The organism is Pseudonocardia cypriaca, from assembly GCF_006717045.1.
Classification (GTDB): domain Bacteria; phylum Actinomycetota; class Actinomycetes; order Mycobacteriales; family Pseudonocardiaceae; genus Pseudonocardia; species Pseudonocardia cypriaca.
Genome location: NZ_VFPH01000002.1, coordinates 2,823,085 through 2,845,153 on the forward strand (window position 1 = coordinate 2,823,085; position 22,069 = coordinate 2,845,153).

At 72.4% G+C, this 22,069-nt stretch carries 23 protein-coding genes; 11 read left to right on the forward strand and 12 right to left on the reverse strand.

The window, feature by feature from the left end; all coding sequences use genetic code 11:
* Positions 1–6 precede the first annotated feature (6 nt).
* The 4 genes from FB388_RS31165 to FB388_RS31180 all read left to right on the forward strand — a co-directional run bounded on the left by FB388_RS31165 (position 7) and on the right by FB388_RS31180 (position 3,402).
* Positions 7–258: a DUF2530 domain-containing protein gene (locus FB388_RS31165; RefSeq protein ID WP_142105812.1), complete on the forward strand. Its 252-nt coding sequence runs from the start codon at positions 7–9 to the stop codon at positions 256–258.
* A 117-nt stretch (positions 259–375) separates the two neighbouring features.
* The gene (locus tag FB388_RS31170) at positions 376–1,113 is read left to right on the forward strand and encodes an SDR family NAD(P)-dependent oxidoreductase (protein ID WP_142105814.1); all 738 of its coding nucleotides are present in this window, start codon (positions 376–378) and stop codon (positions 1,111–1,113) included.
* A 79-nt stretch (positions 1,114–1,192) separates the two neighbouring features.
* On the forward strand, positions 1,193–2,497 hold the full coding sequence (locus FB388_RS40075) for an MFS transporter (protein ID WP_142105816.1): 1,305 nt from the start codon (positions 1,193–1,195) through the stop codon (positions 2,495–2,497).
* The gene (locus tag FB388_RS31180; RefSeq protein ID WP_211362290.1) at positions 2,494–3,402 is read left to right on the forward strand and encodes an SMP-30/gluconolactonase/LRE family protein; all 909 of its coding nucleotides are present in this window, start codon (positions 2,494–2,496) and stop codon (positions 3,400–3,402) included. The genes FB388_RS40075 and FB388_RS31180 overlap by 4 nt, the downstream gene beginning before the upstream one ends.
* Before the next feature lie 30 nt (positions 3,403–3,432).
* Here the strand turns inward: FB388_RS31180 and FB388_RS31185 are convergent, their stop codons facing one another.
* Positions 3,433–3,645, reverse strand: a complete 213-nt coding sequence (locus FB388_RS31185) for a hypothetical protein (protein ID WP_142105822.1) — start codon at positions 3,643–3,645, stop codon at positions 3,433–3,435.
* Between the two features lie 59 nt (positions 3,646–3,704).
* On the opposite strand from FB388_RS31185, the gene FB388_RS31190 reads away from it, so the two are divergent.
* The gene (locus tag FB388_RS31190; protein WP_142105824.1) at positions 3,705–4,658 is read left to right on the forward strand and encodes an NAD-dependent epimerase/dehydratase family protein; all 954 of its coding nucleotides are present in this window, start codon (positions 3,705–3,707) and stop codon (positions 4,656–4,658) included.
* Position 4,659: 1 nt separating this feature from the next.
* Here FB388_RS31190 and FB388_RS31195 read toward each other — a convergent pair whose 3' ends face one another.
* Together FB388_RS31195 and FB388_RS31200 are read right to left on the reverse strand one after the other, a co-directional pair.
* A complete protein-coding gene (locus FB388_RS31195) occupies positions 4,660–5,838 on the reverse strand; it encodes a L,D-transpeptidase (protein WP_246122549.1) in 1,179 nt (392 codons plus the stop codon).
* A 97-nt stretch (positions 5,839–5,935) separates the two neighbouring features.
* Positions 5,936–6,985 carry a UDP-N-acetylmuramate dehydrogenase gene (locus FB388_RS31200; RefSeq protein WP_246122551.1) on the reverse strand — a complete coding sequence of 350 codons (1,050 nt, stop codon included), beginning with the start codon at positions 6,983–6,985 and terminating at the stop codon, positions 5,936–5,938.
* Positions 6,986–7,210: 225 nt separating this feature from the next.
* Here FB388_RS31200 and FB388_RS31205 point away from each other — a divergent pair, with 225 nt between their 5' ends.
* The 3 genes from FB388_RS31205 (at position 7,211) to FB388_RS31215 (ending at position 10,345) form a co-directional block, all read left to right on the forward strand.
* Positions 7,211–7,720: a DUF2505 domain-containing protein gene (locus FB388_RS31205; RefSeq protein WP_142105827.1), complete on the forward strand. Its 510-nt coding sequence runs from the start codon at positions 7,211–7,213 to the stop codon at positions 7,718–7,720.
* Between the two features lie 19 nt (positions 7,721–7,739).
* Entirely contained in the window at positions 7,740–8,642 is a 903-nt protein-coding gene (gene purU / locus FB388_RS31210) for a formyltetrahydrofolate deformylase (RefSeq protein ID WP_142105829.1), read from the forward strand.
* Between the two features lie 152 nt (positions 8,643–8,794).
* Complete coding sequence (locus FB388_RS31215; protein ID WP_142105831.1) at positions 8,795–10,345, forward strand: amidohydrolase family protein; 1,551 nt, start codon at positions 8,795–8,797, stop codon at positions 10,343–10,345.
* A gap of 46 nt (positions 10,346–10,391) precedes the next feature.
* On the opposite strand, the gene FB388_RS31220 is transcribed toward FB388_RS31215, so the two are convergent.
* From FB388_RS31220 to lon, 3 genes are all read right to left on the reverse strand, one after another.
* On the reverse strand, positions 10,392–11,780 hold the full coding sequence (locus tag FB388_RS31220; RefSeq protein WP_142105833.1) for an FAD-binding oxidoreductase: 1,389 nt from the start codon (positions 11,778–11,780) through the stop codon (positions 10,392–10,394).
* Between the two features lie 67 nt (positions 11,781–11,847).
* Positions 11,848–13,242: an FAD-binding oxidoreductase gene (locus tag FB388_RS31225; RefSeq protein ID WP_142105835.1), complete on the reverse strand. Its 1,395-nt coding sequence runs from the start codon at positions 13,240–13,242 to the stop codon at positions 11,848–11,850.
* 128 nt (positions 13,243–13,370) lie between these two features.
* Positions 13,371–15,686, reverse strand: a complete 2,316-nt coding sequence (gene lon / locus FB388_RS31230; RefSeq protein ID WP_142105836.1) for an endopeptidase La — start codon at positions 15,684–15,686, stop codon at positions 13,371–13,373.
* A gap of 298 nt (positions 15,687–15,984) precedes the next feature.
* Here lon and FB388_RS31235 point away from each other — a divergent pair, with 298 nt between their 5' ends.
* Positions 15,985–16,626, forward strand: coding sequence for a TetR/AcrR family transcriptional regulator (locus FB388_RS31235; protein ID WP_211362292.1), 642 nt, complete (start codon positions 15,985–15,987; stop codon positions 16,624–16,626).
* Here the strand turns inward: FB388_RS31235 and FB388_RS31240 are convergent.
* A complete protein-coding gene (locus FB388_RS31240; protein WP_142105837.1) occupies positions 16,597–17,553 on the reverse strand; it encodes an SDR family oxidoreductase in 957 nt (318 codons plus the stop codon). The genes FB388_RS31235 and FB388_RS31240 overlap by 30 nt on opposite strands.
* Before the next feature lie 121 nt (positions 17,554–17,674).
* On the opposite strand from FB388_RS31240, the gene FB388_RS31245 reads away from it, so the two are divergent.
* Entirely contained in the window at positions 17,675–18,256 is a 582-nt protein-coding gene (locus FB388_RS31245; RefSeq protein ID WP_142105839.1) for a TetR family transcriptional regulator, read from the forward strand.
* A 32-nt stretch (positions 18,257–18,288) separates the two neighbouring features.
* Here the strand turns inward: FB388_RS31245 and FB388_RS31250 are convergent, their stop codons facing one another.
* On the reverse strand, positions 18,289–18,867 hold the full coding sequence (locus FB388_RS31250; RefSeq protein ID WP_211362293.1) for a TetR/AcrR family transcriptional regulator: 579 nt from the start codon (positions 18,865–18,867) through the stop codon (positions 18,289–18,291).
* 83 nt (positions 18,868–18,950) lie between these two features.
* Between FB388_RS31250 and FB388_RS31255 the strand changes: the two genes are divergently transcribed.
* The gene (locus FB388_RS31255; protein ID WP_142105843.1) at positions 18,951–19,916 is read left to right on the forward strand and encodes a quinone oxidoreductase family protein; all 966 of its coding nucleotides are present in this window, start codon (positions 18,951–18,953) and stop codon (positions 19,914–19,916) included.
* Positions 19,917–19,920: 4 nt separating this feature from the next.
* Here the strand turns inward: FB388_RS31255 and FB388_RS31260 are convergent, their stop codons facing one another.
* The 4 genes from FB388_RS31260 to FB388_RS31275 all read right to left on the reverse strand — a co-directional run bounded on the left by FB388_RS31260 (position 19,921) and on the right by FB388_RS31275 (position 22,039).
* On the reverse strand, positions 19,921–20,475 hold the full coding sequence (locus FB388_RS31260) for a YbaK/EbsC family protein (protein WP_142106431.1): 555 nt from the start codon (positions 20,473–20,475) through the stop codon (positions 19,921–19,923).
* A complete protein-coding gene (locus FB388_RS31265) occupies positions 20,469–20,780 on the reverse strand; it encodes a DUF2516 family protein (RefSeq protein ID WP_425468581.1) in 312 nt (103 codons plus the stop codon). Before FB388_RS31265 ends, FB388_RS31260 begins: the two co-directional genes overlap by 7 nt.
* Before the next feature lie 147 nt (positions 20,781–20,927).
* Positions 20,928–21,647 (reverse strand): Tim44 domain-containing protein, encoded by a 720-nt coding sequence (locus tag FB388_RS31270; protein WP_142105847.1) that lies wholly within the window; start codon positions 21,645–21,647, stop codon positions 20,928–20,930.
* Between the two features lie 5 nt (positions 21,648–21,652).
* On the reverse strand, positions 21,653–22,039 hold the full coding sequence (locus FB388_RS31275) for a helix-turn-helix domain-containing protein (protein ID WP_142106432.1): 387 nt from the start codon (positions 22,037–22,039) through the stop codon (positions 21,653–21,655).
* Positions 22,040–22,069 lie beyond the last annotated feature (30 nt).

The window sequence follows — 22,069 nt, forward strand, 5'->3', positions numbered from 1 at the left end:
ATCGGCGTGATATCGCCCCCACCGCTGCCGCCCCGGCTCTCCCGGCCGGCGCTCGTCGCGGTCGTGGGCAGCGCGCTGTGGCTGGTGGCTGCCGCCCTGCTACTCCTCGCGGCGCTCGCGGGGCTGCGCCCGCTGGACATCTGGTTCACCGCCTGCCTCGCAGGCGCGTTCCTCGGCGCTCTGGGCTACGGCATCTTCGCCTGGCAGCGAGCCGCCGCCCGCCGCGGCTCCCGCACCGCGCAGCAGGGCCTCGAGTAGCGCGACTCGCCTACATCCAGAGCGCGACTCGCGGGCGGGGTCGCTGTGCTCCCCCGCGAGTCGCGGTCACAGTGCGCCCGAGTTGGGTTCGTTCTGTTCCCACATAGGGTTTCGGGTATGTCTGATCGACCTACCGCCGTCGTCACCGGTGCCAGCTCCGGTATCGGCGCCGCCACCGCCCGCGCGCTGGCCAAGGCCGGGTTCCACGTCGTGCTGGGCGCGCGCCGGGTGGACCGGTGCGCCGAGATCGCCGCCGAGATCGACGGCACCGCGGTGCGCCTGGACGTCACCGACCGGGAGTCGGTGGCGGCGTTCGCAGCTGCCGTGCCGGACTGCCGGCTGCTGGTCAACAACGCCGGGGGCGCGAAGGGCCTCGAGCCGGTGGCCGAGGCCGACGAGGACGCGTGGCGCTGGATGTTCGAGGCGAACGTGATGGGCACGCTGCGGGTCACGAAGGCCCTGCTGCCGGCGCTCCTGGCCTCCGGCGACGGGCACATCATCACGGTCACTTCGATCGCCGCCGTCGAGGTCTACGACAACGGCGCGGGCTACACGGGGGCGAAGCACGCGCAGTCGGTGCTGCACCGGACGCTGCGCGGGGAGCTGCTCGGGCACCCGGTGCGGCTCACCGAGGTGCTACCGGGGATGGTGGAGACCGAGTTCTCGCTGGTCCGCTTCGAGGGCGACGAGGAGCGGGCCGCCGGCGTCTACCAGGGGCTCACGCCGCTCACCGCGGACGACGTGGCCGACGTGATCGCGTTCGCCGCCACCCGGCCGTCCAACGTGAACCTCGACCAGATCGTGCTGAAGCCCCGGGCGCAGGCGAGCGCGACGCGGGCTCACCGAAACATCTGATGAGTGGTTGACGACGGGATGATCTCGGGCGGAGGATGGCCGCGCTCCCCCGCTCCCTGACGCGCCGCCGAGGTCGCCCATGTCCGAGAAGCCCGTGGCCACGCCCCGCCCGTCCTGGGTGCCTCGCGCACACCCCCTGTCCTGGGGAACCCTCGCCGTCACCACCGGCGCGATCCTGATGACGGCGGTGGACGGCGGCATCCTGCCCGCCGTCCTGCCGGCGATCCAGGACGAGTTCGAGCTGAGCAACGAGCAGGCCGGCCTGGTGAACTCGGTGTTCTTCGGCGGCCTGATCGTCGGAGCTCTGCTCTTCGGCTGGCTGTCGGACCGCATCGGCACCGGGTACCGGCGCACCTGGACCTGGAACGTCGCGATGCTGATCGGCATCCTCGGCGGCGCCCTGACCTTCGGCCTGGCCGGCAGCTTCGCGGCGTTCCTGCTGCTGCGCATCCCGATGGGGGTCAGCCGCGGCGGCTCGGAGCCGGTGAACGTCGCGCTGGTGAGCGAGTGGTGGCCGAAGGAGTACCGCGGGTTCGCGGTGGGCGTGCACCACACCGGGTTCCCGCTCGGGCAGTTCGTCACCGGCGCCCTCATCGCCGCCGTGCTCGGCGTGGCGGGGTGGCGCGAGGCGTTCCTGCTCATCCCGCTGCTCGGGCTCCCGATCATCGCTGCGCAGGCCTTCATCGGCACGCGGCGCAACCAGCAGAAGGTCTACGACTGGATCGACGCCAACGCGTACACCCGGCCGCTTCCCGAGCTCTCCACCCGCCCGAAGGGCGCGGGCCTCGCCCCCGTGAAGGAGGCGCTGGCCAGCGCGAACGTCCGCTGGTCGGTCGTGCTGATCTTCCTGTTCCTGTGGGCGGAGGCGGGCGCGGTCACGTTCCTCACGGTGCAGCTCGTCGACGCGGGGATGGGCCTCGGCCTCGCCGCCCTGCTCTCCGGCGCGTCCGGGCTCACCGGCTGGATCGGGCAGGTCGTGTGGGGAGCGTGGTCGGACCACGCCGGCCGCAAGTTCGCGATCCGGTTCCTGGTGATCGGCTGGGCCGCCAGCCTGCTGTTGATGATCTTCATCGCGAGCCCGGTGAGCGCCTGGATCGTGCTGCTCGTGTGGGGCCTGTTCCGCAACGCCCCGTTCCCGGTGGTGTACGCCCTGCTCATCGACTCGGTGCCGCGCGCGGCCGGCACCGCGATGGGGCTCATGATCGGCCTGGCGCTCGGGGTGTCCGGCGCGCTGGCCGCCTGGGTCTCGGGATGGATCATCGACACGGCCGGGTTCACCGTGCACTACGTCGTGCTCGCCGTGATCTGCCTCCTCGGGCTGCTACCGCTGTCCCGGATGACCGAGACCGTGACCACTGCGAAGACCGCGGAGGTATCGAAGTGACCGACCTGCTCGAAGCCGGCGCCGAGCTGGAGAAGGTGGCCACCGGCTCGATCTGGGCGGAGGGCCCGGTCTGGGTCGCCGCCGACCGGACCGTGCGCTACAGCGACATCCCGAACAACCGCATCCTGCAGTTCTCCGAAGCGAGCGGAGAGCTGAGCGTCTACGCCGAGGACGTCGAGTTCACCAACGGCCGCACGCTGGACCTGGACGGCTCGGTGATCCAGTGCTCGCACGGCAGGCGGCGGGTGGAGCGCGACCAGGACGGCGTCGTGGAGAGCGTCGTCGACCGGTGGGCCGGGGTGCGGCTCAACTCGCCCAACGACGTCGTCGTGAAGAGCGACGGCACGATCTGGTTCACCGACCCGTCCTACGGGATCATGAAGCCGACCGAGGGGCACGCGGGCGAGCTCGAGTACGGCGACCACTACGTCTTCCGCTTCGACCCGCGCGACGGCTCCGTCGTCCCCGCCGTGATCGACGTCGAGACGCCGAACGGGCTCGCCTTCTCCCCCGACGAGTCGCTGCTCTACGTCGCCGACTCCGGCGCCTCCCCTCCCACCGGCGAGCGCGACCCGGCCCGGCCCGGTGGCCACTCCATCCACGTCTACGACGTGTTCGACGGCCGGCTGTGCAAGAACGGCCGCGAGTTCGTCGAGGTATCGCCGGGGGTGCCCGACGGCTTCCGGGTGGACGAGCACGGAAACGTGTGGACCTCGAGCCACGACTCGATCCAGGTGTTCGACCCGGCAGGCGCCCCGCTGCTGCGGATCCCGGTGCCGGAGAAGATCGCGAACCTGTGCTTCGGCGGCGAGGACGGCCGCACGGCCTACATCACGGCGAGCACGAGCCTCTACCGCATCCGGACGACGGTCCGCGACGCGGCGGCCCTGATCCGCACGACCTGATTCCGACGAACGGCGCCTTCGTCGGAACGGTCAGGGGCCTGCCGTCTCCTCCGTCGGGCGGTTCTCCCGCGCAGCGTCCGCCGGGCGCTCGCCCGTCGCCGCCTCGCCGATCCGCTGCTCGGAGTCGCGCAGGATCTCCCTGGCCTCGGCGCGGCGGTCCTCCCGGCCGTCCTCCGCCCGCTCCTCCTCGGGAAGCGGAACGGATCGGCTCTCGACCTGGTCGCTCAGCTCGTCGGGACGCATGACCGCGCGTACCCGTACATCCCGTGCACTACCCCTCCCGGACGGAGCATGATCGAACGATGCGCGTAGTGGTGGTCGGAGCGACCGGGCACATCGGCTCATACCTGGTCCCCCGCCTCGTGCGCGCCGGGCACGAGGTCGTCGCGCTCAGCCGCGGGACGCGGGAGCCCTACCACGAGGCGCCCGAGTGGTCGCGGGGCGAGCGGGTCGTCGTCGACCGGGACGCCGAGGACGCGGCGGGCACGTTCGGCGCCAGGGTCGTGGCCCTCGACCCCGACGTCGTGGTCGACCTGGTGTGCTTCACGCCCGAGTCGGCGGGCCTGCTCGTCGAGGCGCTGCGGCCGATACGCCCGTTGCTCCTGCACTGCGGCACGATCTGGGTGCACGGCCCGGTCCACCGCGTGCCGGTGACGGAGGACGAGCCGCGCACGCCGGTGGGCGAGTACGGCATCGGAAAGGCCGCGATCGAGCGCCTGCTGCACGCCGAGACCCGTCGGGGCGGGGTCCCGAGCGTCGTGCTGCACCCCGGGCACATCACCGGGCCGGGATGGCCGGTCATCAACCCAGCGGGCAACCTGGACCCCGGCGTCTGGCGGGCGCTCGCGCTGGGCGAGCCCGTGGCGCTGCCCGACCTCGGTCTCGGCGTGCTGCACCACGTGCACGCGGACGACGTGGCGCAGGCGTTCGAACGGGCGCTGACCCGCCCCGCTGCGATCGGCTCCAGCTTCCACGTGGTCGCGGAGCAGGCGATGACGTCGCTGGGCCTCGCACACGCGGCGGCCGGGTGGTTCGGCCGCGAACCCGTGCTCGAGCCGGTGGACTGGCCCGAGTTCGAGTCGCGGGCCGGCGCGGAGCACGCGCGGGTCACCCGCGAGCACGTCTCCCGCTCGATCAGCGCGAGCATCGAGCGCGCCCGCACCGTGCTGGGCTACGCGCCGCGCTACACGGCGACGCAAGCCCTCCGGGAGGCGCTGGACTGGCTCGTCGCGAACGGGCGGGTCGACCTGGGCTGAGTCAGCCGCCCAGGGCCGAGAGGCCCTTCCACTCGTTCCAGGACAGCGTCCAGTCCCAGATGTCGCCGTCGCGGGCCGACAGCGCCACCTGGGTGCCGGTGACCTCGACCGGGTCGCCGTAGATCGCCGAGTCGTAGTACGCCTTGGCATTCTCGGGGGAGAGGTTGAGGCAGCCGTGGCTGACGTTCGCCGAACCCTGGACCCCCACGGTGGCGGGCTGGGCGTGGAGGAACTCGCCGTTGTTGCTGATCCGGACGGCCCACTTCATGTTCACGTCGTAGTCGAAGGTCTCGCTGACCATCCGCCGCTCGGGGAACTTCTCGGTGACGACGTGCACGCCGGTGCGGGTGTTGCGGCGGGGGTCGGAGTCGAGCCCGAAGCTCGCCGGGAAGTCGAAAACCTGCTGGCCGTCGCGGATGACGACCACGCGGTGGCTCCTGGCGTCGGCCTTGACGACCTGCGACCGCCCGATCTCGAACGAGCTGCTGATGTCGGAGGCCCCGTAGTCGCCTCCGCCGTACGGCACGCCGAACAGGTCTGCGGTGACCTTCACCTTCGTGTGGGCCGGCCAGTACTCCCGGGGGCGCCAGTCCACCCGCGACCCGCCGCCCTCGTCGGGCAGCCAGCCCCACGAGCCCTCGACGGGAACCGACGTCTCGACCGACAGCGCACGCTCAACGGCCGCGCGGTCCTCGACGTGGTCGTTGAACTGGATCCGGATCGGCGCGGCGACCCCGACGGTGCGCCCGTCGCCGATGTTGATCGTGCCGCGCACCGTCTTGGCCGGCTTCAGCGTGGTGAACGAGCCCTGCACGGGCACCTTCTGCCCGTCCCGGCCGGTGGCGCTGCCGGCCCACATGTACGTGACGCCGTAGGCGAGCTCCTCGGTGCTGCTCCACTCGGTGCGGTCGGCGTTCGCCTCGCCCTCGACGGCCTTGCCGTCCGGACCGCTGAGCGTGACGTCGTCGAGCTTGCCGTCCTTGACCGACACCGCGGCCGACGCCCGCGGGTCGACACCGGCGGCGTCGACGCCGGGTGAGTACGCGAGCGTGGCGGGCGGTTCGAGAACCGGCGGAACAGCCGCTTCCGTCACACGGCCCGATTCATCGGCCGTGGCGATCGTCACCACGCCGAGCGAGCCGACCAGCACGACCGCCAGTGCGAGCAGGATCCTGCGCAAAACCGAGTCCCCCTTGCCAGAGCTCCCCACTGCTACAGACGCGCCAAAGACACCGCGGGTTGTCCCGCAGCGGGGCCCTAGCCAGATTACGCGCGGGTCAGATCCGGCATCCCACGAGAACCGGTTCGGGGGACAGTGTCACTCCCCACTGTGACCGCACGCCGTCGCGGACCTCGCGGGCGAGCTCGAGCAGCTCGGCGGTGGTACCCCCACCGCGGTTGGTGAGCGCGAGCACGTGCTTGCCGGAGAGCGCCACCCGGCCGCCGGGGCCGGGGTGGCCGCGCCGGAAACCGGCGTGGTCGATCAGCCACGCGGCCGGCACCTTGACCGTTCCCGGGCCCGCGGGGAAGCGGGGCGCGGCCGCGGGCACCTGCTCCTCGGGCAGCACGGGGTTGGTGAAGAACGAACCGGCGCTCCACGTGTCGTGGTCGTTCGCGTCGAGCACCATGCCCTTGCCGCGGCGCAGGTCGAGCACCGCCTCCCGGGCCACCGCCGCCGGCACCCGCGCTCCGGCCTCGACCCCCAGCGTCCGCGCCAGCTCGGGGTACCGGACGGGAGCGCTCGCGTCGGTGCCGGGCAGGGCGAACCGCACCCGCAGCACCACGGCGTCGTCGCGGCCCTTCAGCACGCTGGTGCGGTAGGCGAGGCCGAGCTCGGCGGCCGGGACGTGGGAGCGCACGGCCCCGCTGCGCCGGTCGTATAGGTCGACGTCGACCAGCAGGTCGGCGACCTCCACCCCGTACGCGCCGACGTTCTGCACGGGGGTGGCCCCGGTCCGGCCCGGGATCCCGGACAGGCACTCCAGCCCGCCCAGCCCGTCGGCGACGCAGGCGGCGACCACGTCGTCCCAGTCGGTTCCGGCCTCGACCGTGAGCAGCACCGAGCCGTCCGGCCGCCGCTCGACCACGCGCCCGGTGTTCGCGACGTGCACCACCGTGCCGGGCCAGCCGTCGTCGGCGACCACGACGTTCGAACCCCCGCCGAGCAGCAGCAACGGCTCCCCCGCCGCATCGACGTCCCGGACCGCCTGCACCACCGCGTCCGCCGACGTCGCCTCGACGAGCCGGCGGGCGGGGCCGCCCAGCCGCAGCGTGGTCAGCGGCGCGAGCCGCTGCGTCGGCGACGGGAGCACGTCGGGTACGGACACAGGCGTCAACGGTAAGGCAGGACCACGGCCCCCCGACCCGCGCCCTGGTGCCCCGCCCCGAAAGGTTCACCACGTACCTCGGCGGCCCAGGCGCCCGCTGGCCGCGTTGCCGCACGACCCGAGTACGGCCCGGTACGAGGGCCGTGCGGCGCCTTGCCAGCGAACGCCTGGATCCACCGATCTACGCGCCAACCTTCCGGGGCGGGGCACTAGTAGCCTCCGCTCATGCCCCGGCAGATCGACTTCCGGTCCGTGTCCACGCATCCCGCGGACGAGGTCTACGCCACGATGGTCGACCCCGACTACCTGCGCGCCCGGTTGGAACGCGTCGGCGGCCCCGGCGCGGCCCTCCTGGAGCACTCGGCCGACGTGCAGGGCGCGCGCTACCGGCTGCGGCTCGGCCTCGACTCGAAGGACCTGCCATCGGTGGTGCGCAGCGTGCTGTCCGGCAACCTCACCATCGAGCGCAACGAGCGGTGGACCCGGCAGGACAGCGGCCGCTACGTCGGCGAGGTCGACGTCACGATCCACGGCGCCCCGGCGTCCGCAACCGGCGGCATGCGGCTGCGGGACCTGCCCGACGGCGGCAGCGAGCTGAACGTGCGCGCGGACGCGCAGGTCTCGGTGCCCCTGATCGGCGGGAAGATCGAGGGCGTGATCGCGGAGCAGGTGCAGCGGCTCCTCACCGCCGAGACCGCGTTCACCCAGGAATGGCTGGCCGGCAACGCCCGCTGACGGCGAGGACCATCGTCTCGTGGAGCCCACGGCCGAGCATCGGTACGTCATCACCCTGAGCTGCCCCGACACCACCGGGATCGTCGCCCGCATCGCGGGGTTCCTGGCCGACGCGGGCGGCTGGATCGTGGAGGCGGGCTACCACTCCGACCCCGGCACCGGATGGTTCTTCACCCGCCAGGTGGTGCGGGCCGACTCGCTGCCGTTCGGCCCCGACCAGCTGCGGGAACGCTTCGCCGAAGTGGCCGCCGAGCTGGGCGGCGAGACGACCTGGACGGTCACCGACACCCGCGAGCCGAAGCGCATCGTCCTGCTGGTGAGCGAGGAAGCGCACTGCATGCACGACATCCTCGGGCGCGTCGCCACCGGGGAGCTCCCGGTGCGCCTGGCCGCCGTCATCGGCAACCACGACCGGCTCGGGCCGATCGTGCGCGCCCACGGAGTGCCCTTCCACCACGTCCCGTTCCCGGCACCGGGCGGCGGCGACCCGGAGGCGAGGGCCGCCGCGAAGGCGCAGGCGTTCGCCGACGTGGACGACCTCGTGAGCCGGCACGACCCGCACGCCGTGGTGCTCGCCCGCTTCATGCAGATCCTGCCGCCCGAGCTGTGCCGCGCCTGGGCCGGCCGGGCGATCAACATCCACCACAGCTTCCTGCCGTCGTTCGTCGGCGCACGGCCCTACCACCAGGCCTACGCCCGCGGCGTCAAGCTGATCGGCGCCACCTGCCACTACGTCACGCCCGAGCTCGACGCCGGCCCGATCATCGAGCAGGACGTCATCCGCGTTGACCACAGCGACACCGCAGCCGACATGGTCCGCCGCGGCCGCGACATCGAGCGGCTCGTACTGGCCAGGGGTCTGCGCTGGCACCTCGAGGACCGGGTGCTCGTGCACGGCAACAAGACGGTGGTCTTCCCCTGAGGGGAGCTCGTGCCCGCGCTGAGCTCGCGCCCGGCGGCCCGAAACTGTTCACGGGGGTAACCCCCACCCGGGTACGACCGGACCGCACCACCGCCGGAGACCTCCTGCCCGAATGACGATCTCCTCGTCATCGGACGGATGCGAGGTGCGGGATGCAAGGCAGGATCAGCCGGAGGTCGGTGCTGGCCGGCGGGCTGGCGTTGGGCGTGATCGGCGGAGTCGGGGCGACCGGGTGCGCCCCGGAACCACCGTCACCCCCGCTCCCACCACCGGCGCCTGCTCCGGCCGACGGCGTCATCGCGATCACGGGGGTGACGGTCGTCGAGGTGGACGCCGGGCGGCGGCGGCCTGCAACGACGGTGCTGGTTCGGGGCGACCGGATCACGGAGGTCGGACCCACGGCCCGGGTCCGGGTCCCGCCCGGTGCGACCGCCGTCGACGGCACGGGGAAGTTCCTCATCCCGGGCCTCGCCGACATGCACGTCCACACCGTGCCGCTCGAGCGGACCTTCCCGCCGCTGTACCTCGTCAACGGGATCACGACCGTGCGGGAGATGGGCGGCAACCCGGACGCGGTCACCTACCGGGACCGGGTGGCGGCGGGTGCGGCGTTCGGCCCGCGATCGCAGGCGACCCGCCTGCTCGTCGACGGTTCACCATCGCTGTGGGAGGGCATCGGGCCGCCGTACGTCGCCGTCGCCGACGCCGCGCAGGCGCGAGCCGCCGTCCGCGAGCAGCACGCGGCCGGAGCGGATTTCATCAAGGTCTACACGAGGTTGAGCCCCGAGGCCTTCCACGCGATCGCGGAAGAGACCCGCGAGCTGGGCATCCCGTTCCTCGGGCACTGCTCGGACTTCGTGCCGCTCCCCGAGGCGAGCGACGCCGGGATCCGCAGCATCGAGCACCTATGGCAGTTCTGGTACGCGGCGTCGCGGGAGGAGGATCGGCTGCGCCGCGAGGTGGCCGCCGTCCCGATCGCGGGCGGGGAGTACGGCGGCTGGTACACCAAGATGCACGACGCCGAATACGCGGCCGCCCGCAGCACGGACCGCCGGAAGGCGGCCCGTGTCCTCGAGCGCCTCGCCTCGAACGGCACCTTCGTCACCCCGACGCTGGTGCAGCACCGGATCGCCGACACCCCGTCCACGGTGCGGGCCGACGACCCCCGCACCCGCTACCTGCCCGCCCCGTACACGGAGATCATGAAGGTGCAGCTGCAGCAGATCTACATGCAGAGGCGAACGCCCGCGCAGAACGTGGAGCGCCGCGAGCTGTTCGAGCGCCGCATGGACCTCGTGCCCGAGCTGGCCGAGGCGGGCGTGCCACTGCTCGCAGGCACCGACACCGGCACTCCGTCCCTCGTGCCCGGGTTCGCGCTGCACGAGGAGCTCGAGCTGCTGGTGCGCGCCGGTCTCACCACCGCGCAGGCGCTGCGGGCCGCCACGCTGGAGCCCGCGCGCTACCTCGGCCTCGAGGACGAGCAGGGCTCGATCGCGCCGGGGAAGGTCGCCGACCTGGTGCTGCTCGACGCCGACCCGCTGCGTGACATCACCAACACGACGCGGATCGACTCCGTCGTGGTGCGCGGGTGCCTGCTCGACGGCGCCGCCCGTGAGCAGATGCTCGACGACGTGCTCGCGGCGAGCCAGGACCCGGCGGCAGCGGCGGCACCAGGCCCGATGGTCTGCGCCTGTTGCCGCTGACCTGCGGGGCACCCCCGTCGGCTAGGTCGAGGGGTGCCGTCGTGGGTCAGGCAGGCTTGATGTTGGCGTTCGAACGCAGGACGTTGCGCGGGTCGTACACCGCTTTGATCATCGCCAGCCGCTCGTACTTCGCGCCGTACGAATCGCGGACCCGGTTCTCCTCGAACTCGGTCATCATGTTCACGTAGGTGCTCGCGTCGTCGGCGAACGGGCGCACCGCGTCCCAGGTCGACCGCGCCCACCGACGCTCCGCATCGAACATGACCGGGTCGGGCACGAGAGCGTCGACCACCAGCGCGTACTTCGCCGTGCGGCGCCCGCCGAAGGCCGTGGCGTCGTCCGGCACATCGCCGAAGGCGCCCCCGAGCGGGAACACGAGCACCTGCGACATCGGCGACGGCTTCTCCCGGAGTGCCGCCGCGACCACGTCGATCGCCTCGTCGGACAGCTCGTCCAGGTAGAGACCCTTCGTGTAGCCGTGCGCGCCCCACGGGGCACCCTCGTCGAGCATCTGCTGGAGCGCGACGTACGGCATCGGCGTCACGAGCTCGAACAGCGGCCCCGCCTCCCGCAGCTGCTCGATCACGGAAGCGTGCTCGACGGCCGAGCCGAACCCGGCCGCCACGATCGCGACGCCGGGTGCGAAGTGGGCCTCCTCCGGTACGAACGGCGCAGGCGGCGCGTTCAGGCCCACCATCGTGCCGCCGACGTTGCGCGGGCTGCCCGCGAAGAACGTCCGGCCGAGCCGGATCGCCTCCTCCGCCCGGTCCAGCCCGAAGAAGAACATCCCGAGGTGGACCAGCGGGCCCACCGCGTGCAGCTGGAACTCGAACTCGGTGACCACGCCGAAGTTGCCGCCGCCACCGCGGAGGGCCCAGAACAGGTCGGGGTGCTCGTGCGCGCTCGCCCGCACGACCCGCCCGTCGACGAGGACGACCTCGGCCGAGATCAGGTTGTCGATGGAGAGGCCGGCCATCGGGCTCAGCCAGCCGAAGCCACCGCCGAGGGTCAGACCCGCGACCCCGGTGTGGCTGACCGTCCCGGCCGGGACGGCGAGGCCGTGCTCCTGGCACGCCGCGTCCAGCTGGGCGAGCACCGCCCCACCACCGCAGCGCGCCCGCCGCGCGAGCGGGTCGACCACGACCGTGACCAGCGGGCTGAGGTCGATCGTCAACCCGCCCTCGATCACGGCGGTGCCCGCGACGTTGTGGCCGCCCCCGCGCACCGCGATCTCGAGGCCGTTCTCCTGCCCCCACCGCAGCGCCGCGGCGACGTCCGCCGCCGACGTGCAGCGCGCGACGACGGCCGGCAACCGATCGATGGCGCCGTTCCAGATCAGCGCGGCGCGATCGAAGTCCGGGTCGTCCGGAAGCAGCACCTGCCCGTCCATCACCTCACGCAGTGCATCGACCCCGCCGCTCATCGTGTACGTCATCCGTTCCCCCTCATGGTCCATTCCGAAGAGGAGGAGCGTGCTCGGCCTTCCCTGATACAGGATGTGGTCAGGCCGGCTTGATGTTCGCGTTGCGGTGGAAGAGGTTGCCCGGGTCGTACTCGCCCTTGACCTGCGCGAGCCGCCCGTACTTCGCCGGACCGTACGAGGCGCGGATCCGCTCATCGTCGTCCAGCTCGGACATGAAGTTGACGTAGCTCCCCGCGTTGCCGGCGAGCGGACGCAGCGCGTCCCAGGTGGAGCGGGCCCACTCCCGGTCCGCAACGAACCGGTCCGGGTCGTAACTCGTCCCCGACACGTCGACCACGAAGTGGGGGGTGCGCAATCCGCCGTATGCGGTGGCCTCTTCGCCGACCTCCGCGACGGCGCCGTGCAGCGCGAACATCGGCATGAACGACAGCGGGTCGGTCTTCCCGGTCGCCCGCTCGGTGATCACCGTGATCGCGTCATCGGTCAGCTCGGCGAAGTAGAGGGCCTTGTCGTACATCCGGGTCCCCGGGGGGAGCTCGGGGTCGAACAACTGCTGCATCGCCGTGTAGGGCATCGGCGTGAGGAACTCGAAGAGCGGTGGGCAAACCTCGCGCACGGCGGCGATCGCGTCCGCGTGCTCCTCGGCAGAGCCGTAGCCGGCGACGAGGAGCGCGTGGCCGATCTTCCCGTGGTGCTCCTCGGGGACGAACGGCGCCTCCGGGGCGCTGAGTGCACCGCCGATCAGGATGCCGTAGTCCGACGGGAGGCTCTGCGCAGCTTCGCGGCAGGCACGCAGTCCGTCGACCCCCCGCTCGATCTCCCAGAACAGCAGACCGAACTGCACCTCGGGGCCGATCGGGTGCAGCCGGAACTCGAACTCGGTGACCACACCGAAGTTCCCGCCACCGCCGCGCAGGGCCCAGAAGAGGTCTGGCTCGTCGGACTCGGACGCCCGGACGACGCGACCGTCAGCGAGCACGACCTGGGCCGACTCGAGGTTGTCGATCGAGAGGCCGTGGCGGTTGGCGAGCCAACCCATCCCGCCGCCTAGGGTGAGGCCGCCGACGCCGGTGTCGCTCAGGACCCCGCCGGTCACGGCGAGGCCGTGCGCCTGCGCGGCCGCGTCGACATCGGCCCAGGTCGCGCCCCCTCCGACCCGGGCGCGTCGGCCGTCCGGGTCGACCTGGACGGAGGTCATCGACCCCAGGTGGATCGTCAGTCCGTCGTCGCCTGCGGATGCCCCGCTGAAGGAGTGGCCACCGCCGCGCACCGAGATCTCGAGTCCCGCGGACTCGGCGAACCCGATCGCCGCGGCGACGTCCTCCGAGGAGGCGCAGCAGGCGATCACCGCGGGATGCCGGTCGAACGAGCCGTTCCACAGCGACCGCGCGGTGTCGTAGCCCGGGTCGCCCGGCGTGATCACCGCCCCTGCCAGCTCCGACCGCAAGCTCTCGAGGTTCCTCGATGCCGCCATGACGGGACTCCCTCCGCGCGGCGATGAGAGCTGGACTCGCTCCCGAACCGCGAAGGGTTATCAACCCCACGAAAGCCGAACGGGTGGTCCTGCCGTCGGCAGGACCACCCGTTCGCTCTGCAGCAGCGTCAGGCCGCGGCGGTCAGCGGCACCGGCTCCAGCGCCAGCTCCAGCACCTCCGACACATCGGACACCGGGTGCACCCGCAGCTCGCCGCGCACCGACTCCGGCAGGTCGTCGAGGTCGGGCTCGTTGCGCTTCGGGATGATCACGTCGGTCAGCCCGGCCCGGTGCGCCGCCAGCAGCTTCTGCTTGACGCCACCGATCGGCAGCACCTTGCCCTGGAGCGTGACCTCACCGGTCATGCCCACCGACGACTTGACCGGCCGCCCGCTCGCGAGCGACGCCAGCGCGGTGGTCATCGTTATGCCCGCGCTCGGGCCGTCCTTGGGCACGGCTCCCGCCGGCACGTGGACGTGCAGCTTGCGCGTCGCCAGGTCACCGGCGAGGCCCTTCGACCGCAGGTAGGACAGCGCGATCGAGACGGACTCCTTCATCACCTCGCCGAGCTGGCCGGTCAGGGTCAGACCCGGGTCGCCCTCCATCGCGGTGGCCTCGATGAACAGCACGTCCCCGCCGGCTCCGGTGACCGCGAGCCCGGTGGCGACGCCGGGCACGGACGTGCGCTCGGCCGACTCCGGCGTGAACTTCGGGCGGCCCAGGTAGCCCACGAGCGCGTCCGCGTCGACGTGGACCGGGGTCTCGGCACCGCTGTCCAGCTTCACGGCCACCTTCCGCAGGACCTTGGCCAGGCCCCGCTCCAGCTGCCGCACGCCGGCCTCGCGGGTGTACTCGGCGGCGATCATCGACAACGCCACGTCGGAGAACTCGACGTCGCTCGGCTCGAGCCCCGCCTTCTGGACCTGCCGCGGCAGCAGGTGGTCGCGCGCGATGGCGACCTTCTCCGCCTCGGTGTAGCCGTCGAGCGTCACGATCTCCATCCGGTCGGCCAGCGGGCCGGGGATGGCCTCGAAGACGTTCGCCGTGGCGAGGAACAGCACGTCGGACAGGTCGAGGTCGACCTCGAGGTAGTGGTCGCGGAACGTGTGGTTCTGCGCCGGGTCGAGCACCTCGAGCAGGGCCGCGGTCGGGTCTCCCCTGAAGTCGCTGCCGACCTTGTCGATCTCGTCGAGCAGCACCACCGGGTTCATCGACCCCGCCTCGCGGATCGCGCGGACGATCCGGCCGGGCAGCGCACCGACGTACGTGCGCCGGTGGCCGCGGATCTCTGCCTCGTCGCGGACGCCGCCGAGTGCGACCCGCACGAACTTGCGGCCGAGCGCCCGCGCGACCGACTCACCGAGCGACGTCTTGCCGACGCCGGGCGGGCCGACCAGCGACAGCACGGCGCCGGACCCGCGGCCGCCGACCTTCTCCATGCCCTTGCGGTTGCGGCGGGCACGGACCGCCAGGAACTCGACCAGCCGCTCCTTGACGTCGTCGAGGCCCGCGTGGTCGGCGTCCAGGATCGCCCGGGCGGCGATGAGGTCGTCGGTGTCCTCGGTGCGCGTGTTCCACGGCATGTCGAGGACGGTGTCCAGCCAGGTGCGGATCCAGCCCGACTCCGGGCTCTGGTCCGACGCCCGCTCCAGCTTGCCGACCTCGGTGAGCGCGGCCTTGCGGACGTGCTCGGGCAGGTCGGCGTTCTCGACGCGGGTGCGGTAGTCGGCGGAGTCGTCGCCTCCGTCGGGGTCGAGCTCCCCCAGCTCCTTGCGGATGGCGGCGAGCTGCTGGCGCAGCAGGAACTCGCGCTGGGTCTTCTCCATCCCCTCGCGGACGTCCTGCGCGATCTTCTCGGAGACCTCCTGCTCCGCGACGTGCGCCTTGGTCCACTCCAGCAGCAGCTCCAGCCGCGTGACCACGTCGGTCTCGGCGAGCAGCTGCGACTTCTGCTCCAGGTCCAGGTAGGAGGACCAGCCCGCGGTGTCGGCGAGCTGGCCGGGGTCGGTGATCTGCTGCACCGAGTCGACGACCTGCCATGCGCCGCGCTGCTGCAGGATCCCGATGACCAGGGCCTTGTACTCCTTGGCGAGCTCGGTCATCCGGCCCGTCACGGGCTGCTCGGGCACCGGGGTGGCCTCCACCCACAGGGCAGCCCCCGGCCCGGTGACACCGGAGCCGATCTGTGCGCGGCCCTCACCGCGCACGACCGCCGCACGTTCCCCGCTGGGCAGGCGACCCACCTGCTCGAGGACGGCGACGGTGCCCACGGCGGCGTACTTGCCGTCGAGGCGGGGGACGACCAGGACCGTGCGGTCGACGCTGTTGGCTGCATCGACCGCTGCCTGGATCTCCGGCTCGTCGAGCCGGACGGGAACCACCATGCCGGGCAGCAGCACCGAGTCGGCGAGCGGAAGCACCGGCAGCTTCAGCGTCTCTGTCATGTCCTGCCCAACGCTTACACCGTTGTCGCCATTCCAGCGTTCAAGTACTTCCGCTGTGCGCGAACGCAGGAACCATGAGCGAGCAGGACTCAAGTCGTCGCGGGCGTCACCCGGACAACGCGGAAGCCTTCCGGGCACTTCCGATCCACGAGCGCCACGTCTGCTCCCGCCATCGCCAGCTCGCTCGCGAGGAAGCCCGATGGGCCCGGGGGCGCACGACGATCACGTCGTGCGCAGGATCCACACCAGGGACATGTGTATACCAAGTGCAGATATCAACCGCGGATAGGATCGCCCCGTGGATGAGGGACTGGGCCTGCGGGAACGGAAGAAGGCCCGCACGCGGAAGGCGATCTCGGAAGCGGCGATCGCGCTGTTCCTCGAGCGCGGCTACGACGACGTCCCGGTCACGGAGATCGCCGATGCCGCCGAGGTCTCGAAGCGCACCCTCTTCGCCTACTTCCCGACCAAGGACGACCTCGTCCTCCACCGGTTCGCCGACCACGAGGACGAGTCGGCGCGCGTCGTCCGCGACCGGCCGGCTGACGAGTCGCCGCTCGACGCCCTCCACCGCCACCTGCGGATCACCCTGGAGCGGCGCGACCCGATCACCGGCCTCTGCGACACCCCGGAGGTCGTGGCGTTCCACCGGCTCGTCCGCGACACGCCCGCACTCAGCACGGCCCTGCAGCGCTACCACGCCCGCAGCGTGGAGGCGCTCACGTCCGCCCTGTTCGGGGCGGCCCGCGAGGCCCCCCACCCGGAGCTCACCGCACGCCTGGCCGCGAGCCAGATCTTCGTGGTCCTGCGGGAGCTCGCCGACGCCAACCAGCGCCGGATCATCGCAGGCCAGAGCGCCGACGCACTGGCCCCCGCCGCGCTGACCGAGGCCGACCACGCATTCGACCTGCTACGCGGAGGCCTCGCCCCGTACGCCTGACACCCCGTGGGCCACCGTGGCCTTCGGGGCGGCGAGGTAGTCGCCGTGCTCCAGGTCGTCGAGGAGGGTCGAGCGGGTGGGCGACCAACCGAGCAGCTCCCGGGTGAACGAGCCGGAGGCGGGCGCATCGACGCCGTAGACGGCGGCCATGAACGGGCTCGCGAAGTGCGCGGCAGCCTCCTCCGCACCGAGGGACACCGCAGGCAGATCGAGTCCTCGGGCGATCGTCTCCGCGATGCTCCTCATGGTGACCCCGTTCTCGGCGACCCCGTGCAGCACGCTGCCCGCCGGAGCCTTCTCCAGGGCCATGCGGAACAGCCCCGCGGCGTCGATCCGGTGCACCGCAGGCCACCGGTTGCCGCCGTCGCCCACGTAGGCCGACACACCGGTCTTGCGTGCGGTGGCCACGAGCATGCCGATGAAGCCGTGGTCGCCGGGGCCGTGGACGGTCGGCGCGAGCCGCACGACGCTCGCGCGTACCCCCCGGCCGGCGAAGCCGAGACACGCTCGCTCGCCCGGGATCCGGAACCCGGCGATCCCTGCGGGGTCGGGCTCGTCCCCCTCGGCGCCCTCCCGGCCGGCGGGCATGACGAGGGTGCCCGAGGTGCTGACGAACGGCTTGCCCGAATGTTCCAGAACGCGGCCCAGCGTCTCGATCGCTGCCCGGTCGCGCCTGATCATCGCATCGGGGCCGGCAGCGTCGAAGCCGAAGGCCATGTGCAGGACGCCGTCAGCGGCTTCGGCACCGGTGCGCAGGGTGTCGAGGTCGTCCAAGGAGCCGCGGTGCGGCGTGACGCCGAGCGACTCGAGCCGAGCGGCGGCGGCGTCCGAGCGCGCCAGGCCGGTGACGGCGTGGCCGGCGGCGACGAGCTCGGCGACGACGGCAGGGCCGGTGAGCCCGGAACCACCGGTGACGAAGACGTCCATGAAGACTCCTATACGCCAGCGACTGGCACTACTTAGCGCCAGTCGCTGACCCTACTCGTAGCGCCAGTTACTGACACAACGTAGCGTCAGTCACTGGCACAAACCCCGGTAGCCTCGGGGAGTGCCACGGAGCGGAGCAGAAGCGCGCCGCCGCCTGCAGCAGGCGGCCCTCGAGCTGTACCGCGAGCGCGGGTTCGACAAGACCACCACGGCCGAGATCGCCGCCAGGGCCGGCGTCAACGAACGCACGTTCTTCCGGCACTTCCCCGACAAGCGCGAGGTCCTCTTCGACGGCGAGGCCGACCTGCGCGCCGAGCTGACGCAGGCGGTGGCGGATGCACCCGCCGGTCTGCAGCCGCTCGAGGTACTGCTCCGGTCCTTCCGGAGAGCCGGACGGCTGCTGGAGGCCAACCGTCCGCTCTCCGAACCGCGCCTGGAGATCATCGCCGCGACGCCGGCCCTGCGGGAACGCGAGCTGGCCAAGCACGCCTCGCTCATCGACGCCGTCGCAGAAGCGCTGCAGCACCGCGGCGTCCCCAACCGGCTCGCCGTCCTGGCCGCTCGGACCGGGTGGGCCGCCTTCCACCAGGCCACCGGAGCCTGGATCGAGGACCCGTCGCAGAGCCTGGACACGCACCTCCGCCTGGCCTTCGACGATCTGCACGCCCTCTCCGCGACGGCTCGGTCGGCCACCGAGGGCTGACGGTCGGCTCGAGGCGGCGAGCGCCTGAACCCTCACGCCGGCCGGATCAGCGCCTCGACCATGGCGTGCAACACGGCGGCGACGCGCCGCCCCTCCCCGCGCTCGAACAGCCGCAGCACCGGGTCGCTCGTCAACGTGCCGAGCAGGACGTCGGCGACGGCCTCGGTGTCGAGTTCCGGGCGCTCGGCGGCGATCAACGCCTGGACGTGGGCCCGCCACGCCCGGTGGAGCGGGTGACCGTCGGCGTGGTCGCGGTCTGGCGCCGCGGTGACGGCGTGCCCCAGCGCGGCGAGCAGGCCCTTGTTGCGGGCGACCACGTCGACGACCGCGTCGAAGAACGCGAGCAGGCGCTCCCCGGCGGGTGCGCCGGGCCCGAGCGGTGGCGGCCCGTTCTCGACGGCGTCCTGCAGCGCGTACGCCCGCTCCTGCATCAAGGCCGTCATCAGACCGAGCCGGTTGCCGAAGCGGTGGAACACGGTGCCCTTCCCGACGCCGGCCGCGGCTGCCACCTGCTCCATCGAGATCTGCTCCGGGCGGAAGTCTGCGAGCAGCTCCTCGGTGGCCTGCAGGATCGCGCGTCGGTTCCGCGCGGCGTCAGCGCGTTCCGCCACCTGTGCTCCTCCCTCGACAACTGGACCGCCGGTCCAGTACGGTCGAACTTGACCGTTGGTCCAGATTATCGCGGGGAGGAAAAGTGCGCCGAGTGCGCTACTTCGAGTACGGCGAGCCGGACGTGCTCACCCTGGAGGAGGTGCCCGCCCCCGAGCCCGGACCGGGCCAGGTCCGCCTGCGCGCGGAGGTGATCGGCGCGAACTTCGTCGACACGATGTTCCGGCGGGGCGCGGGCGGTATCTTCCGGCGCCCGCTGCCCGCCACCCCGACCGGGGACGTGGTTGGCACGGTCGTCGCGACCGGCGACGGGGTGGACCCGGGCCTCGTCGGCACGCGGGTCACGAGCCTCTCCGAGGAGGCTTTCGCCGACGAGTCGCTGGTCGACGCGGCGTGGCTCGCCCCCGTACCCGACGGCGTCGACGACGGCATGGCCAGCATGCTGCCGATGGGCGGGCCGGTCGCTCTCGGAGCGCTCCGCATCGGGCGCCTCGCCGCGGGCGAGACCGTCCTCGTCAACGCGGCCGCGGGCGGCATCGGGCACCTCGCGGTGCAGCTGGCGAAGCTGCACGGTGCCGGCACCGTGGTCGCCACGGCGAGCTCCCCGTCGAAGCTCGACTTCGCACGGAGCCTCGGCGCGGACGTGGCCGTGGACTACACCGACCCGGACTGGCCGGAACGCGTCCGGGCGGCGGTGCCCCACGGGGTGGACGTCGTCCTCGACTCGGTGGCCGGCCCGATGCTGGAACACACCGTCGACCTGCTCGCCCCGCTGGGCCGGCTGGTCGTCTACGGCGCGGCAGGCGGCGAACCGGAGCGCATCCCCACCGCCCTCTACGCCCTGCGCTCCATCATCGGGTTCTCCCTGGCGGCCCACCGGGCCGCGCTACCCGAGCAGGCGCGGGCGGACATGACCGACGTGGCCGAGCACGCTGCGGCCGGGCGCCTGCGCACCGTGGTGCACGCCCGGCTCCCGCTCCCGGAAGCCGCGAAGGCGCACCGCATCCTGGAGGGCCGGGAACAGCTGGGCCGGGTACTGCTCGTGCCCTGAGGCGCTACCGCCCGAGACCGTCCACGACCTCGGCGCCGGGCAGCCGGGCGGCCAGCTCGCCGGGCAGGGCCAGCTTGGACCCGCGGATCCCGCTTCCGATCACGACCGCGGGAGCGGCCGCGACGGCGGAGTCGACGAGGAGCGGCCAGCCATCGGGCAGGCCGATCGCCGTGATGCCGCCGTACTCCATGCCGGTGAGCTCAACGGCGTCGTCCATCGGCGCGAACGAGGCCTTGCGGGCGTTCAGCCGCTTGCGGACCAGCCCGTTGACGTCGGCGCGCGTGGTGGCGAGCACCAGGCAGGCCGCGTAGCGGGTGTCCTCACCGCGGCGGCCGGCCACGACGACGCAGTTGGCCGAACCGTCGAGCGGCGAGGAGTACGCAGCGCAGAACTGCGCGGTGTCGGCGAGGCCCGGGTCGATCTCCGCGACGCCGACGAGCGCGGCGTCGGCCGGATCGAGCGCCTTCAAGGCGTGGGCGACCGGCTCACCGAGGAGGTCGGGCCGGTCGAGCGCGGGGACCGCCTGCAGCGTGCCCAGAACGGACCAGTCGGTCACCAGCGCTGGCCACCGCCCTGGACGCCGACCACCGCAGGCTTGACGTCGACGATGTAGACGAGCACGGCGACCAGCGCCGCCAGCCAGAACAGGGCACCGCTGCCGAGCGGGCCGCCCTGGAAGAAGATGAGCACCAGCGCGCTGGCCCCGGTGATACCGAGCCATGCGGGCTTGGTGAGCTTGTCGGCCGCCGTGAACGCGTCGGCACGCTGCATCAGCGCGTGGACGAACGCGTATCCACCGACGGGGATGGCGAGCAGCCAGATGGCCCACAGCACCCAGTTGTCGAGGTCGTACAGCAGGCTCACACGCCCAGAGTACGTGTGATCACGGTCGAGGCACATCCCCGGGCCGGTTCAACGGTTGCCGGGAAACGGCCACCGACAGGCGCGGATGACATGGCGGCGCCCCCGAGGCACGGGAGTCCTCGGGGGCGCTCGGCGACCGACTGCGTGTCAGTTGCCGGACTTGGAACCGTTCGGCGAGTTGTTCCGGCGCGCGGCGGGCTTGCTCGCGCCCGCGGCGGACTCGGTCTTCGGCGCCGTGCGGTTGGCGGCCCGGCGGGTGGTGCTGCGCGTCTCGCGCGCGGCCTCGGTGCCCGCCTCCGAGATGGTCCCGGCGGCCTCGGTGCCGGCCTGCGCCACGGTCTTCGAGGCGTCCTCGCTGACCTCGGTGACCGTCTCGGCGGTGCGGCCGGTGAAGCGCTGCGTGGCCTTGGCGATCCGCTCGCCGGTGGACCGGGTCTGCGTGCTGACGGCGGCGAGGGCCTTCTCGGTGGCGTCACGCGCGTCGTCGACGATGTCGTCGACCCGGGAGTCGAGCTTCCCGGTGTAGGTCCCGAGGCGCGCGATGGCCTCCTGCACCTGCGGCTGCTTGCGGATGCGGACCCAGGTCTGCTCGCCCTGCTTGGCGAAACCGGCGTACGCCTTGCCGGCCTGCTCGCGCAGGTCGGCCGCAGCCTTGCGCAGCTCATCGCTGTTCAGGTGCTGCGGCAGCTCGGCGACCCGGTGCTGCACACCCTCGACGGCCTTGGACACGGCGTTGACCGCGATGTCGCCCGCACCGAGCACGGCGAGCAGCGGCGTACGCGCGGCCTCTGCACGCTCCGCGGCGGACTTGGCGGCGTTGTGGCGAGCCTTGCGGACGTCGGCGGTGGTCGGAAGTTCCACGGCCATGGTCATCACTCCTCTGGTGGCGACGAGTCGTGCTCCCGCCTGAATGACTGGTAGATGTCGAGGAGCACCTGCTTCTGGCGCTCCGTCAGGCCCGGATCGGCGAGCACGGCGTCGGTGACGGCGCTCGCAGGCTTCTCGTCGAGGATCCCGGCCTTCACGTACAGGGCCTCCGCGGAGATCCGCAGACCTTTGGCGATCTGCTGGAGGATCTCGGCGGACGGCTTGCGCAGCCCCCGCTCGACCTGGCTGAGGTAGGGGTTGCTGACGCCGGTGGCGCGTGCGAGCTGCCGCAGCGACACCTGCGCGCCCTCCCGCTGGCTGCGGATGTAGGCGCCGATGTCGTCGACGGCCTGGCCGACGGCTTGCCCGGCCTGCTCGACCACGTGGCCCACCTGCTCGACCGCGTGGCCGACGCGTTCCCC